10 protein-coding genes are annotated in these 14,352 nt (G+C 74.3%); 9 read left to right on the forward strand and 1 reads right to left on the reverse strand.

What is annotated here, in order from left to right; genetic code table 11:
- The first annotated feature begins 69 nt into the window (after positions 1–69).
- The 4 genes from ACGF0D_RS11400 (at position 70) to ACGF0D_RS11415 (ending at position 5,791) form a co-directional block, all read left to right on the forward strand.
- Positions 70–1,014 (forward strand): ABC transporter ATP-binding protein, encoded by a 945-nt coding sequence (locus ACGF0D_RS11400; RefSeq protein ID WP_392914928.1) that lies wholly within the window; start codon positions 70–72, stop codon positions 1,012–1,014.
- A complete protein-coding gene (locus tag ACGF0D_RS11405) occupies positions 1,011–2,402 on the forward strand; it encodes an ABC transporter permease (protein ID WP_392914931.1) in 1,392 nt (463 codons plus the stop codon). Before ACGF0D_RS11400 ends, ACGF0D_RS11405 begins: the two co-directional genes overlap by 4 nt.
- Before the next feature lie 4 nt (positions 2,403–2,406).
- Positions 2,407–5,157 carry an alkaline phosphatase family protein gene (locus ACGF0D_RS11410; RefSeq protein ID WP_392914934.1) on the forward strand — a complete coding sequence of 917 codons (2,751 nt, stop codon included), beginning with the start codon at positions 2,407–2,409 and terminating at the stop codon, positions 5,155–5,157.
- 175 nt (positions 5,158–5,332) lie between these two features.
- On the forward strand, positions 5,333–5,791 hold the full coding sequence (locus ACGF0D_RS11415; protein WP_392882009.1) for a universal stress protein: 459 nt from the start codon (positions 5,333–5,335) through the stop codon (positions 5,789–5,791).
- A 41-nt stretch (positions 5,792–5,832) separates the two neighbouring features.
- Here ACGF0D_RS11415 and ACGF0D_RS11420 read toward each other — a convergent pair whose 3' ends face one another.
- Positions 5,833–6,882: a lactonase family protein gene (locus ACGF0D_RS11420; RefSeq protein WP_392914937.1), complete on the reverse strand. Its 1,050-nt coding sequence runs from the start codon at positions 6,880–6,882 to the stop codon at positions 5,833–5,835.
- Between the two features lie 284 nt (positions 6,883–7,166).
- Here ACGF0D_RS11420 and ACGF0D_RS11425 point away from each other — a divergent pair, with 284 nt between their 5' ends.
- The 5 genes from ACGF0D_RS11425 (at position 7,167) to ACGF0D_RS11445 (ending at position 14,228) form a co-directional block, all read left to right on the forward strand.
- Positions 7,167–8,216 carry an NAD(P)-dependent alcohol dehydrogenase gene (locus tag ACGF0D_RS11425; protein ID WP_392882005.1) on the forward strand — a complete coding sequence of 350 codons (1,050 nt, stop codon included), beginning with the start codon at positions 7,167–7,169 and terminating at the stop codon, positions 8,214–8,216.
- Positions 8,217–8,277: 61 nt separating this feature from the next.
- Positions 8,278–10,104: a glycoside hydrolase family 15 protein gene (locus tag ACGF0D_RS11430; protein ID WP_392914999.1), complete on the forward strand. Its 1,827-nt coding sequence runs from the start codon at positions 8,278–8,280 to the stop codon at positions 10,102–10,104.
- The gene (locus ACGF0D_RS11435; RefSeq protein ID WP_392914940.1) at positions 10,101–11,468 is read left to right on the forward strand and encodes a glucose-6-phosphate dehydrogenase; all 1,368 of its coding nucleotides are present in this window, start codon (positions 10,101–10,103) and stop codon (positions 11,466–11,468) included. The genes ACGF0D_RS11430 and ACGF0D_RS11435 overlap by 4 nt, the downstream gene beginning before the upstream one ends.
- Positions 11,469–11,476: 8 nt before the next feature.
- On the forward strand, positions 11,477–12,028 hold the full coding sequence (locus ACGF0D_RS11440) for a gluconokinase (protein ID WP_392882001.1): 552 nt from the start codon (positions 11,477–11,479) through the stop codon (positions 12,026–12,028).
- 832 nt (positions 12,029–12,860) lie between these two features.
- Positions 12,861–14,228: a serine hydrolase domain-containing protein gene (locus ACGF0D_RS11445; RefSeq protein WP_392914942.1), complete on the forward strand. Its 1,368-nt coding sequence runs from the start codon at positions 12,861–12,863 to the stop codon at positions 14,226–14,228.
- Positions 14,229–14,352: the final 124 nt, after the last annotated feature.

The following is a 14,352-nucleotide window of genomic DNA, read 5'->3' on the forward strand; positions in this document are numbered from 1 at the left end:
TTCAACCGCGCGCTCCTGACGGCGGCAGGTCAACCCCCTAGGTTCCCTGGGGAACTTCGAGAAGGAGCCATGAAGGAAACCCAACCTGCCGTACGCGCCCGTGGACTGACGAAGTGTTTCGGCGACGTCGTCGCGCTCGACGCCGTCGGGCTGGAGCTGACACCGGGGCGGATCCACGGGCTGGCCGGGCCGAACGGCGCCGGGAAGACCACCCTGCTCGGGCTGCTGCTCGGGCTGGCCGTCGCCGACGACGGCGAGCTGGAGGTGCTGGGCAGACCGGTCGGCCGGGCGCTGCCGGCACCGCACGGGGTGGCCGGCTTCGTGGACGGGCCCGGGCTCTACCCCTCGCTGACCGCACGGAAGAACCTCGCCGCGCTGGCGACGCTGCGCGGGCAGAGCGACCGGCCCGGCCGGATCGACGCGGTGCTGGCCGAGGTCGGCCTGAGCGAGGTCGCCGACGACCGGGTACGGGGCTTCTCGCTGGGCATGCGGCAGCGGCTCGGACTGGCCGCGGCGCTGCTCACCGAACCCCGGCTGCTGGTCCTCGACGAGCCGTCCAACGGCCTGGACCCGGCCGGCAAGCAGCACGTGCACGGGGCGCTGCGGCGGCTCGCCGCCGACGGCGTCACGGTGGTGCTCTCCAGCCACCGGATGGACGACCTGGAGGCGCTCTGCGACGAGGTCACCATCCTGGCGACCGGGCGGGTCCGCTTCTCCGGCCCGCTCGCCGAGTTGGCCGCGGAGCACCGCGAACTCGACCACCGGCTGCTCACCTCCGACCCGGCCGCCGCGCGGCGGGTGGCCGCCACCGTCGCCGGGGTGCGGGTCCTGGCCGCAGCCGGGACGGGACGTACGGCCGGGGCGCCGGTGGTGCGCGCGTCCGGACCGGCCGTCGAGGAGCTGGTGGCCGCGCTGGTGCGCGCGGGCGTACGGGTGCGCGAGGTCGCACCGGTGGTGCCGCCGCTGGAGGCGGCGTTCCTGGCCCTGACCGAGCAGCAGGAGGACGGGCGATGAACGCAACCGCAGTCGACCGGACGGCGGTCGCCGCCGCCGAACCAGGCGCCCGCCCGGTACCGGTGGCCCGGGTGTACCGCTTCGAACTGGTCAAGCTGCTCTCGCAGTGGCGGATCAGACTGCTGATGCTGGCCTGCCTGACCGCCCCGGCGCTGTTCACCGCCGCCGTCGCCCAGCAGGGCACGCTGCCCTCCGACACCCTGTTCGGCCGCTGGATGCACGCCACCGGCTGGGCCGGGCCGCTGGTGGTGCTGGGCTTCGCGGGCTCCTGGGCGCTGCCCCTGCTGACCTCCGTGGTCGCGGGTGACGTCTTCGCCGCCGAGGACCGGCTCGGGACCTGGCGCCACCTGCTGGTGACGGTCCGCTCGCCGCGGCGGATCTTCGCGGCGAAGGCCCTGGCCAGCGTCACCGTGATCGTGCTGCTGGTGGTCGCACTGGCGGCCTCCGGCGCGGTCGGCGGTCTCGCCGCGGTCGGCGACGAGCCGCTGGTCGGCGTGGACGGGCACCTGCTGTCGCCGTCGGACGCCGCCGGGAGCGTCCTGCTGGCCTGGGCCTGCGCGCTGGCGCCCACCCTGGCGCTGGCGGCGCTCGGGCTGCTCGGCTCCGTCCTGCTGGGCCGCTCGCCGATGGGGCTGCTGGTCCCGGCGCTGGCGGCGGTCGCGATGCAGCTCGCCCAGGTGCTGCCGCTGCCGGTGGCGCTGCGCCTCGCCCTGCCCGGCTACGCCTTCGTCGCCTGGAACGGGCTGTTCGCCGAACCGGGCCGGCTCGACGAACTGCTGGTCGCCGTCGCGGTCAGCCTGGTCTGGGCCGCGGTCGCCACCGCGGCGGCCTACCTGCTCTTCGTCCGGCGGGACTTCACCACCGGCAGCGAGGACGGGGTGGGGCGCCGCGCGCTCTCCTACGGGGTGCTGCCGCTGGCCGGGCTGCTCGCGCTGACCACCGGCGCCGTCGCGGCGGCCACCCCCTCGACCGGCTCGGGGATCTCCCAGGCGAAGGTCCAGCAGGAGGTCGCCACCGTGTTCGCGCACCTGTACCGGCTGCAGACCGAGCAGCTGCACCGCCCCGCCGTGACGGAGGCCAAGCTGCGGGCCGGCGCGGCCTGCCAGCGGGGCGACGGCCAGGTCGACCCGGAGGGGCCGGGCAACGACTGGCGCTGCGTGGTCACCTGGCACCTGCCCGGGACGGACGCGCCGGGGACGGCCGTCTACCAGCTCGACGTGGCCTCGGACGGACGGCTGATGGCCGACGGCGACGGCCCGAAGGAAGTGAACGGCTACTTCCTGGTGCACACCCCGGCCGGGGACGCACCGAACCCGCTGTGGCAGTTCGACGGTCAGGTCGCACTGCTCGCTTCCCCAACGAACGCACCGAACCCAACGAAGGGCTGACGCCATGCAGGTAACGCGTCGTCGACGCAGCCGGAACGAGCACGTGGTCCTCCTCGGCCGCCGGGTGGGCCGCAGGGCCGCACTCGCCACGGCCTGCATCACGGCGGTGGCCGTGGCCACCGGCACCGCTTTCGCGAGCACCCAGCAGTTCGGCACCGACCGGGTCGGCCAGACCACCGCCGACGGCCTGGTGATCTCCAGCGACCAGTACCTCGCCCCGTACGGCAGCCGGCAAGTGATCAACAACGGCAAGATCATGGGCTCCACGGTCAGCCCTGACGGCGGCCACCTGGCCGCCGCGGTCGCCGACGGCGACGCGGCACTGGTCGTGGTGGACCTGAAGACCGGCAAGGTGCAGCAGCGCGTCGGCACCAACAAGGCCGACGAACTGCGCATCCCCAACGGCTCGGTCGGCCAGGAGTCCCCGGTCTACTCGCCGGACGGCAAGCAGCTGTGGCTGGGCCAGCTGGACGGCTACACCCGGTTCACCGTGCAGCCCGACGGCACGCTCGCCAAGCCGGTGGCGGTGCCGATCCCGGCCGACGGCGACAAGCACGCGCTCACCTCCGGCGCGGTGTTCTCCGCCGACGGCTCGACCGTGTACGCGGCGGTCAACGGGCAGAACCGGGTGGTCGCGATCGACGCGGCGAGCGGCGCGGTCAGCCAGAGCTGGACGGTCGGCAACGCGCCGCGCGGCGTCGTGCGGGTCGGCGGCAAGCTGTACGTCTCCGATGAGGGCGGACGGGCGGCCACCGCCGAGGACACCACGGTCAACTCGTACGGCACCCAGGTTCCGGCCGACCCGGCGACCGCCGCCACCACCACCGGCACGGTCAGCGTGATCGACCTCGCGTCCCCGGCCGCGGCCGTCGGCTCCATCCCCGTCGGCCTGCACCCGACCGCGCTGTACGCGAAGAACGGCGTGCTGTTCGTCGCCGACACCGCGAGTGACGAGGTGTCGGTGATCGACACCGCGCACGACAAGGTCGTCCAGACCATCTCCACCAAGCCGTGGCCGGAGGCCTCCGTCGGCTACGAGCCCACCGCGGTGACGCTCACCGAGGACGGCCGCCTGCTGGTCACCCTCGGCCGGGCGAACGCGGTGGCCGTCTACCGCTTCGCCGGCGCGCAGGAGCCGGTGAGCTACGTCGGCCTGCTGCCCACGGACTACTTCCCGGCGGAGGTCGCCACCGTCGGCTCCAAGGTGATCGTCTCCAACACCCGTGGCATCGACGCCCGTCGGCCCAACAGCACCGGCGCCCACAAGACCCACGACACCACCTCCAGCCTCACCTCCTTCACGCTGCCCGGCGACAAGGAGATCCGCTCCCAGACGGCCAGGGTCTTCCGGCAGAACGGCTGGACCAACAACGCGGTCAAGCTCGCGAACGGCCACAAGGCGAAGGCCGAGCCGGTGCCCAAGCGGATCGGGGACCCGTCGCCGATCAAGCACGTCTTCCTGCTCGTCAAGGAGAACCGGACCTACGACCAGGTCTTCGGCGACGTCGCCCAGGGCAACGGCGATCCCAAGCTGGCCCAGTTCGGCGCCAACGTGACGCCCAACCAGCACGCGCTGGCCGAGCAGTTCGGGCTCTACGACAACACCTACGACATCGGCACCAACTCCGCCGAGGGCCACAACTGGCTGATGCAGGCGGACAATCCGGAGTACACCGAGTCCTCGGCCGGCGAGTACGAGCGCAGCTACGACACCGAGGACGACGCTCTGGGCCACCAGCGCTCCGGCTTCCTGTGGACGGGCGCGCAGGCCGCGGGCCGGACCGTCCGCGACTTCGGCGAGTTCCACCAGTTCCTGGACAAGCCCGCCGACGCCACCTGGCAGAACCTGTACTGCGACGCCAGGACCATGGACGAGACCGGGCAGGGCAGCGCCTACGCCCTCAAGTCCTCCTCGCCGATCCCCTCGCTCAACAGCGTCTCGGTGCCCGGCTTCCCGAAGTTCGACACCGACGTGCCGGACCTCTACCGCTACCAGATCTGGAAGCAGGACTTCGAGCAGAACGGCCCGGCCGACCTCAACATGCTGTGGCTCTCCAGCGACCACACCGGAGGCCCGGCGAGCCCGGCCTCCCAGGTCGCCGACAACGACCTGGCCACCGGGAGGATCATCGACGAGATCAGCCACAGCGAGTACTGGAAGGACTCGGCGATCTTCGTCGTCGAGGACGACTCCCAGGCCGGCCTCGACCACGTGGACGGCCACCGCGCCCCGATCCAGATCATCAGCCCCTGGGCGCAGCACGGCGCCGTGGACAGCCGCTACTACTCGCAGATCACGATGGTCCGCACCATCGAGCAGATCCTCGGGATCCACCCGATGAACCAGAAGGACAGCGCGGCCACCCCCATGACGACGGCCTTCACCGACCGGCCGGACTACACCCCGTTCGACGCGGTGCCCAACCGGACGGCGCTGACCGACGGCCTGAAGACCCCGCCCTCCTGCGGCCTCGACGTGCCCGGGCAGCAGGACCTGCGGGCGGCGGCCGCGCCGGCCACGACCGCGCCGCCGGCGGCGGAGCAGGCCGTCGCGGCCCGCTGGGACGCCTGGAAGTCGCAGCAGCGGCTGACCGGCCCGAACGCGGTGCCGGACCACGCCAACCCGGCGCAGATGGAGCACCTGGTCTGGTACCAGACGCACAACTGGACCACGCCGTACCCGGGCGAGGACGCGGTCCTCGCCCCGGAGGACGTGCCCGGCGCCTACCTGCCGTCGCCGGAGAACGACGGCTGATCCCGTGCCGCAGCCGGGCCCCGGGTCGCGCTTTCGACCCGGGGCCCCACGCACCCGCCCGGACCAGCCGGACTGCGCACCCGGGGTGGTCGGTACCAGGCTGGACCCCGGAGCCCGGTGACGGCGGACCACCGACCGGTGCGATCCTCCGCCGCCGTCGAGTCGAGGAGGAGTCATGGCCGACCAGCCTGAGGAGAAGGGCCGCATCGTGGTCGGGGTGGACGGCTCGGAGTCGTCCGAGCGGGCGCTGCGCTGGGCCGTGCGCCAGGCGGAGCTCACCGGCGGCGCGGTGGTGGCGGTGATCGCCTGGGAGTACCCGACGTACCACGGCGCGCGCGGCTGGTTCCCCCCGGCGGCCACCGACGAGCGGGAGCTGGAGGGCCGGGCGCGCCAGGAGGCCGACCGGGCCGTGCGGCAGGCCGTGGGGGAGGACCCGCCGGTCGAGGTGCGCACCGAGGCGCGCTACGGCTCCCCGGCGGGATCACTGGTCGAGGCGGCCCGGGGAGCGGACCTGCTGGTCGTCGGCAGCCGCGGCCTCGGGGGCTTCAAGGGCATGCTGCTGGGCTCGGTGGCTCAGCACTGCACCCGGCACGCCAGCGTCCCGGTCGTGGTGGTCCGCGACGAGGAGCAGTGAGCGGCCCGCCGGCCCGGGAGCCGTCCTCCGGCGAGGGGGCCTCAGACGAAGAGCACGGTGGACGCCGACGGGACGGCCAGTGAGCCCACCCGGCGCGGGACGCCCGTCACGACGTCCAGGTCGAACCAGGTGACGTCGCCGGAGTGCTCGTTCGCCGCGTACAGCCGGGTGCCCGTGGGGCCCAGCACCAGGTCGCGCGGCCAGCGGCCCCCGCAGGGCACCGAGGTGAGCACCCGGGCCCGCTCGCCCGTCCCGTCCAGGGCGAGCACCACGATGGTGTCGGTGCCGCGCTCCGCCGCCCACAGGAACCGGCCGTCGGGGGAGACCACCGGGGCCGAGGGGGAGACCGGGCCCTGGACGCCGTCGGGGAACAGCGGGACCTCCGCGACCGGTTCGAGCGCCCCGGCCTCGGCGTCCCAGCGGCAGACCGTCACGACGGGGCGCAGCTCGCCGAGCACGTACGCGTGCCGGCCCGAGGGGTGGAAGGCCAGGTGGCGCGGCCCGGTGCCGGGCGGCAGTGCGGTCTCCCCGTGCGGGGTCAGCCCGCCCGTGGCCGGGTCCAGGGCGCAGATCCGCACCGAGTCGGTGCCGAGGTCGACGCTGAGCACCCAGCGCCCCGACGGGTCGGGGAGCACCTGGTGGGCGTGCGGGCCCCGTTGGCGGTCCGGGTGCGGGCCGCTGCCCCGGTGGCGCAGGACGCCGCTCGGGGGCCGCGGGGTGCCGTCGGCGGCGAGCGGCAGCACGCTGACGCTGCCGGAGCCGTAGTTGGCGGTCAGCAGGTGGCCCCGGCTGACGCTCAGGTGGGTGGGCTCGTCCCCGTCCACCGGTACGGGGTCGCCGAGCGGCCGGGGCACCGGACCGGCGATGTCGTAGGCGGTGACGGCGCCCGGCGCGGTCTCGGAGACGGCGTAGAGCACCGGGCCGCCGTCCGCGGCCCGCCCGAGCGCGAGGTAGGACGGGTCGACGGCGGCGACGACACCGGTGGCGGTGAGGGCCCCGGTGCCGGGATCCGGCGAGGCCAGGACGATCCCGCGCCCGCCCGTCGAGGTGAACGACCCGATGAAGGCCCGCTCCGCGCCGCTGTCCGCCATCGCAACCTCCGCTGTCCGCCGTCCGTCGTGCGCCGTCCCGTCGTGCGCGCTCAGACGCTAGCAGCCGTCCCCGCCGCGCCCGGGGCAGGAGCACGCGTTTTTTCACCGGAATGCACCGCTGCCGGGGGCGGCCGGATCGCGCAGCGGCCCGATCCCCGGGAACGTGGGAGCCGTTGGCCGCGCGGCCGGTCACGGCCGCCCGGTGGGGCGGGATCCGTGCGGCCCCGTAGCCCCGTGGTGGTGCGACAGCCCCGTGGTGGCGCGGCAACAGGAAGGACGGGCCAGTGAAGGCCTTCGTGATGAAGGAGATCGGGCGGGTCGGCTTCCTGGAGAAGCCCGTGCCGCGGCCCGGTCCGAACGACGCCGTGGTGCGCACGACCCGGGCGCTCATCTGCACCTCCGACTCCCACACCGTCAAGGGCGGCATCGGCCCCCGGGAGAACCTGACCCTCGGGCACGAGGCGGTCGGCGTGGTGCACGAGGTGGGCAGCGAGGTGAAGGACTTCCGTCCCGGCGACCGGGTGCTGGTCGGTGCCATCACGCCCGACTGGGGGGACCTCGCCTCCCAGAACGGCCACTCCTCGCAGTCCGGCGGGCCGCTCGGCGGCTTCAAGTTCGCGAACCTCAAGGACGGGGTCTTCGCCGAGTACTTCCACGTGAACGACGCGGACGCCAACCTCGCCGCGATCCCCGACGCCATCTCCGACCAGGACGCGGTCTACTGCGCCGACATGCTCTCCACCGGCTTCATGGGCGCCGAGCACGGCGCCATCCCGGTGGGCGGGACGGTCGCCGTCATCGCCCAGGGGCCGGTCGGCCTGATGGCGACGGCCGGGGCCAGGCTGCGCGGCGCCGGCCTGGTCATCGGGGTCGAGTCGGTGCCCAGCCGGCAGAAGCTCGCGCGGACGTACGGGGCGGACGAGATCGTGGACTTCACCCGGGAGGACGTGGTCGAGCGGATCATGGAGCTGACCGGCGGGCAGGGCGTCGACACCGCCATCGAGGCGCTCGGCGCGGACGCGACCTTCCAGACCTGCGTCAAGGTCACCAAGCCCGGCGGCACCATCTCCAACACCGGCTACTTCGGCGAGGGCGAGTTCGTCCGCATCCCGCGCGTCGAGTGGGGCGTCGGCATGGCGGACAAGACGATCGCGACGGGGCTCTGCCCGGGCGGCCGGCTGCGGATGGAGCGGCTCCTGCGGGTGCTCGCCGGCGGGCGCCTCGACCCGTCGCACATGACGACCCACGAGTTCGCCTTCGACGACATGGAACGGGCCTTCGAGGTGTCGGACAAGAAGCTGGAGGACGTCGTGAAGGTGATGATCAGCTTCTGAACGGCCCCCGCGGACCGTGTCCGCGGTGATCGAACCCCCGGCGCTGCGGAAGCGAGACGGCATGTACGACCCCGATCCACCGTTCCGGCCGGTCCGCCGGCGCAAGGGCTACCTGCCGCTGGAGGACCTCGGCCTGATCGGGAACGGCGCGACCGCCGCGCTGGTCGGCCTGGACGGCGCCATCCCGTGGATGTGCCTGCCCCGGTTCGACTCCGAACCGCTGTTCTGCGGCCTGCTGGACCACGCCCGGGGCGGGCACTTCACCCTCGCCCCGGAGGAACTGGTCGAGGCCAGGCAGCGCTACGAACCGGACACCGGCGTCCTGACCACCGAACTGCGCTGCCCCACCGGCCTGGTGCGCGTCACCGACGCGCTGACCGTGCGCTCCGGCGCCGACCTCACCGACGACGCCCCCGCCGACCGCGGCGAACTGGTGCGCTCGGCCGTGGTGGTGGACGGGAGCGTCCGGCTGCGGGCGGAGCTGGAGCCGCGCGGCGGCGCCCAGGCCAGGGCCCTGTTCAGCGGACTGGAGGTCCGGCCGAACCGGCGCCCGGACCTGCGGCTCCACCTGCGCTCCAACCGCCCGCTGAGCGGCCTGCACAGCACCCACGAGCTGCGCCGGGGCGAACACCTGGACCTGGTGCTCTCCTGGGGCCGCTTCCACCGGCACCACCGCTTCGACGCCGAGGCGACCCTGAAGGGCACCGCCGAGGCCTGGCGCCGCTGGATGGGGCACTTCGCGTACGACGGCCCCCAGGAGCCCCTGGTCCGGCGGGCCGCGATCACGCTGAAGCTCTGCGACGACTGGGCCAACGGCTCGCTGGTCGCGGCGCCCACCTCCTCGCTGCCCGCGCCGATCGGCGGGATCCGCAACTGGGACTACCGCTACAGCTGGATCCGCGACGCCGCCTTCGCCGTGTTCGCGCTGCGCCGGATCGGCTTCCGCGGCGAGGCCGACGCCTTCCTCGGCTGGGTCCTCGACGCCTTCGAGGCCAGCCGGGGGCCCCGGATCATGTACGACCTGCGGGGCGGCCTGGTGCCGGACGAGGTCGAGGACGGCGAACTGGAGGGCTACCAGCGCTCCGCCCCGGTGCGCTGGGGCAACGGCGCGGCCGACCAGGGCCAGCACGACGTCTACGGCGAGATCCTGGACTGCGCCGACCAGTGGCTGCGGGCCGGCGGCGAGATCCAGCCCGGGCTGTGGGACGGCCTGGCCGGGCTGGCCGACACCGCCGCGCAGGCCTGGCGGCAGCCGGACCAGGGCATCTGGGAAGTGCGCAGCGAGGGCCGGGTGTTCACCTACTCGGCGGGCCTGTGCCAGGTGGCCCTGGACCGGGCCGCGCAGATCGGCGAGCGGCTCGGCCTGCCCGCCCGGACGGACCGCTGGCGCGCCTCGGCCGAGGAGCTGCGCCGGCTGATCCTGGAGCAGTCCTGGGACGAGGACGCCAGGACCCTCAGCGCCCACCTGGACGGCGGCGGCGCACTGGACGCGAGCCTGCTCGCGCTCCCGCTGCGCCAGGTGGTGCCGGTCGACCACCCGCGGATGGTGGCGACCGTCGCGGCCGTCACCGAGCGGCTGTCGGCGGGCGGCGGGCTGCTCCACCGCTACCTGCACGAGGAGTCCCCGGACGGCCTGCCGGGCGACGAGGGCGCCTTCGTGCTGTGCAGCTTCTGGCTGGTCGACAACCTGGTCGGCCAGGGCCGGATCGACGAGGCCGAGGAGCTGTACGCCTCGCTGTGCTCCCGGGCGAGCCCGCTGGGGCTGATGTCCGAGCAGATCAACCCGTCCACAGGAGAGTTCATGGGCAACTTCCCCCAGGCGTTCAGCCACATCGGGATCATCGCCGGCGGCGTCAGCCTCGGCCGGGCGAGGGGTGGGCGGGGATGATCGACCGGCTCGCGATCCTCGGCGCGACCGGGGACCTCAGCGCCCGCTTCCTGCTGCCGGCACTGGCCGCGCTGCGGGCGGCGGGGCACGTCGGCGACTCGCTGCGGGTGACCGGGGCGAGCCGGGAGGACTGGGACACCGGGCGGTACCGCGCCTGGGCCGAGGAGCGGCTCGACCGGCACGGCGGGGACCTGCCGGCCGACGCCAGGAAGGCGGTGCTCGACGCCCTGGACTACCGGCGGGCCGACGTCACCGACCCGGCCGACGTCGCCGCGGTGGTCGCCGGCGAGGGGCCGGTGGCCGTCTACCTGGCGCTCCCGCCGGCGCTCTTCCCGGCCGTGGTCACCGCCCTGCACGCGGCGGGCCTGCCGGCCGGCAGCCGGATCGTCCTGGAGAAGCCGTTCGGCGAGGACCTGGCGGGCGCGCAGGAGCTGAACCGGCTGCTCGCCGACCTGGTGCCGGAACAGGCGGTGTTCCGGGTCGACCACTTCCTGGCCATGACGACCGTCCAGAACGTGCTCGGCAGCCGGCTCGCCAACCGGGTGCTGGAGCCGATCTGGAACAGCACCCACATCTCCCACGTGGACATCGTCTGGGACGAGACGCTGGCGCTGGAGGGCCGGGCCGGGTACTACGACCACGTCGGGGCGCTCAAGGACATGGTCCAGAACCACCTGCTGCAGCTGCTCTGCCTGGTGGCGATGGAACCGCCGATCACGCTCGGCGAACGGGACCTGCGCGACCGCAAGGTGGACGTGCTGCGCTCGGTGCGGCCGCTGACCGAGCACGACGTGCTGCACCGCACCCGGCGGGCCCGCTACCTGCCCGGCCGGATCGGGGAGCGTGAGGTCCCCGCCTACGCCGCGGAGGAGGGCGTCGACCCGGAGCGCCGCACCGAGACCTTCGCCGAGGTGGAACTGGAGCTGGACAGCTGGCGGTGGGCCGGCACGACGTTCCGGCTGCGCAGCGGCAAGGCCCTGGGCGAGGACCGCAAGGAGGTCGCGGTGCACTTCCGCCCGGTGCCGCACCTGCCGTTCGGCCACAGCGGGGAGGCCCGGCCCAACGTGCTGCGGTTCGAGCTGGAGCCGGAGGGGCTGGCCCTGGAGCTGACCGGCATCGGCGCCCACGCCCACGGGCTGGCGCCGATCCTGATGACCGCGGGGATGGAGCCGCAGCAGCTGCCCGCCTACGGCCGGCTGCTGCTGGACGTCCTGAACGGGGATCCGGCGCTGTCGATCCGCGGCGACGAGGCCGAGGAGGCCTGGCGGGTGCTGGAACCCGTGCTGACCGGCTGGGAGCGGGGCCTGGTTCCGCTGGACGAGTACCCGGCCGGGTCGCAGGGGCCGCCCGTGAAGTGGTGGTAGGCGCTCCGATGCCCCTCGGTGGTGCGCGCCGCACCCCGTGCGTCGTGGTCATGGGGGTGGCCGGCACGGGCAAGTCCACGGTGGCCAGGCTGCTCGCGGAGCGGCTGGGGGTGCCCTTCGCGGACGGGGACGACTTCCACCGTCCTGACTCCATCGCCCGGATGGCGGCCGGCATCCCGCTCGACGACGCGCGGCGCGGGCCCTGGCTGCGGGCCGTCGGGCGGTGGCTGGGCGAACGGGACGCGGCGGGCGGCGGCGGGGTGATCACCTGCTCCGCGCTGAAGCGGCGCTACCGGGACACCCTGAGGGAGGCCTGCCCGGACGCCTTCTTCCTGCATCTGACGGGCAGTCGCGAGCTGCTGGCGGAGCGGATCGGCGGGCGCACCGGCCACTTCATGCCGCGCTCGCTGCTCGACTCGCAGCTCGCCGCGCTCGAGCCGCTCCAGCCGGACGAGCGGGGCGCGGTGCTGGACGTCGGCCCGGCTCCCGGCCCGCTCGTCGAGGCGGCCCTGGGGCTGCTGGCGGGGCCGGGTGGTGTCACTCGCGACACACCCGGTTGATTCCGTCGCGTTCCGACACATCCGTCACAGGCGCCCGGGAAATCACTCGAATATTGCCGCGAATGATTGTTCGAGTGACTGGTGAGATCTGAACCTTGTATTTTCAGCCAAAGAATGTGCGCCCCACATCGGCCGTTCCGGCCACGGCCGGGAGTCGCACCTGGGATTTTGGGGTTCCGATTACCGATGGGGCCACTTTCCGTTCAATCGGTAGGGGTTGCGAGCGGCTGAGCCGCCGTGAAGACTGTTGCGCGTTCGTCGTCCGGACGTTCGGGACGGCAGGGATTGCGCGACTCCTCGGCCGCGTCGGCGCGTACCGCGCGGCGGGCGCGGGGGTGGATCGCGAATAAGGGGGATGGACATGCCGGATACGGCCATTGCGCAGGTGGGGGCCGGGAGAGCGGTCCGTCGACGGGGGACGGGTTTCTGTTGGATCGTTCCGGTGGGGTAGGGGTATTCGGCCGGTTCGCGGTTCACCGCGCGCCCTTGTGCGGGGCCGCCGTTCACCGCCCGGCGGGGGAATTCCGGTCGCATTCGTACCGCCCGCCCCGGGCGCGACGGTGCGTCCCCGGAACGGCTCCGCGTGGCCGGTACGGCGCGCGGTCGGCGGGTGCCCGGGGATTCCCGTTCCCGGGGCGGCCGGCCGGCGCGGGCCGGGCGTGCGCCGAATCCCCTCGTTCCCGCGCGTCCTGAGTTCCCGCGCGTCCTGAACTGGGCGCATCGAGCAGACGGCACCGAAGGCCGGGGAATTCCCGCTGTGCCGCACACCAATCCGCAATTCCACCGCGGCGCCCGGCGCGCCCGCGGCCGAGAACCAGTGGGAGCTACCGTCATGCCGTACGCCAGCCCGGCGCCCGTCCGAGAACGGGCGCCGCTTCTCCCGCGCAGCGAGCTGCAGCACCGGCTCGACGCGCTCGCGCGCGCCCACCGGGTGCCCGGTGCCCAACTGGTGCTGGACACCGGCGCGGAGACCGTCGCCCTGCACACCGGGGTGGCGGACACCGGAACCGGGGAGCCGTTCACCGAGGACACCGCCGTCCCGGTGGGATCGCTCACCAAGCCCTACACCGCCGCCCTGGTGCTGCTGCTCGCCGACGACGGCGACCTCGACCTCGACGAACCGGCGGCCGAGCACCTTCCGGAGCTGAGACAGCTGCCTGAAGTAACGATTCGCCACCTGCTCGGCCACACCGGCGGACTGCCCACCGGGCCGGACTCCGACGCCGCCGCCCGCACCACCGCGACGCGCTACCTCTCCGCCGTGTGCACCGCCCCGGACGCGCTGTTCCGGCCCGGGACGGACTTCTCCTACTCCAACGCCGGCTACGTCGCCGCCGGGCGCCTGGTCGAGACGGTGACCGGGATGCCCTGGCGCGAGGCGGTGCGCGCCCTGCTGCTCGAACCCTTCGGCACCACGGCGGTGTTCGTCGACACCGCCGCCCCCGGGCGGCCCGTCGCCACCGGCCACGCGCTCAACGCCGCGACCGGCCTGGCCCGGGCGGTCCGGCAGAACCTGGCCCCGCTGGAGGCCCCGGCCGGCGCCCTGCTGGCGAGCGCCGCGGACCTCGCCGCCCTCGGCGCCGCCCTGGTCGGCCGGGCCAAGGCACTGCCCCCGGACGTCGCCGAGCTGATGCGCCGCGCCCTGCCCGGCGCCCGGCCCGGAGCGCTCGCGGACGGCTGGGGCGCCGGAGTGGCGCTCTACCGGCAGGACGGCCGGCTCTGGTGCGGCCACGACGGCAACGCCATGGGCACCTCCTGCCACCTGCGGGCCGACCCGGACAGCGGCGTCGTGGTCGCCTTCACCGGCAACGCCGGCGCCGCCACCGCCCTCTGGCGGGAACTCGCAGCCGAACTCGAGGAGTTGGTCGGGGTGCGGGTGCCCGCGGCGATCGATCCGGTGGGCGCCGCCGGCCCCGTGCCGCTCGCCGAGGCCGCGGCCCTGGCCGAGTGCGCGGGCGACTACCGCAACGGTTCGATCCGCTACCGGGTCGAGTCGGCCGGCGACGGACCGGCCACCCTCTCGGTGGACGGCGACCTGCCGCTCCCGCTGCGCTGCTACTCCGACCTCTCCTACGACCTGCTCGACCCGGACACCGGCCGCCCCGAGCCCGGCGGACGATTCCACCGCGACGCGGCCACCGGCCGGATCGACCGGGTACAGGTCTCCGGCCGCACGGCCCGCCGGGCCGCCGCCGGCTGAACCGGCCGGCCCCGCCGCCGCCGTACGCCCGCACTCCCGGTACTCCCGCACTCCCGCACCACCGCCACACCGTTCCCCGGGCCCGAGGGGCGGCTACCGCCTGCCCCGGTGCCCTCGTCGTCGC

It is taken from the genome of Kitasatospora sp. NPDC048298 (genome assembly GCF_043201465.1).
Lineage (GTDB): Bacteria > Actinomycetota > Actinomycetes > Streptomycetales > Streptomycetaceae > Kitasatospora.

Excerpts from the sequence above, each read along its gene's own strand:
- ACGF0D_RS11400 (WP_392914928.1), top strand. The coding sequence starts at position 70 with ATGAAGGAAACCCAACCTGCCGTACGCGCCCGTGGACTGACGAAGTGT.
- ACGF0D_RS11405 (WP_392914931.1), top strand. The coding sequence starts at position 1,011 with ATGAACGCAACCGCAGTCGACCGGACGGCGGTCGCCGCCGCCGAACCA.
- ACGF0D_RS11410 (WP_392914934.1), top strand. The coding sequence starts at position 2,407 with ATGCAGGTAACGCGTCGTCGACGCAGCCGGAACGAGCACGTGGTCCTC.
- ACGF0D_RS11415 (WP_392882009.1), top strand. The coding sequence starts at position 5,333 with ATGGCCGACCAGCCTGAGGAGAAGGGCCGCATCGTGGTCGGGGTGGAC.
- ACGF0D_RS11420 (WP_392914937.1), bottom strand. The coding sequence starts at position 6,882 with ATGGCGGACAGCGGCGCGGAGCGGGCCTTCATCGGGTCGTTCACCTCG.
- ACGF0D_RS11430 (WP_392914999.1), top strand. The coding sequence starts at position 8,278 with ATGTACGACCCCGATCCACCGTTCCGGCCGGTCCGCCGGCGCAAGGGC.
- ACGF0D_RS11435 (WP_392914940.1), top strand. The coding sequence starts at position 10,101 with ATGATCGACCGGCTCGCGATCCTCGGCGCGACCGGGGACCTCAGCGCC.
- ACGF0D_RS11440 (WP_392882001.1), top strand. The coding sequence starts at position 11,477 with ATGCCCCTCGGTGGTGCGCGCCGCACCCCGTGCGTCGTGGTCATGGGG.
- ACGF0D_RS11445 (WP_392914942.1), top strand. The coding sequence starts at position 12,861 with ATGCCGTACGCCAGCCCGGCGCCCGTCCGAGAACGGGCGCCGCTTCTC.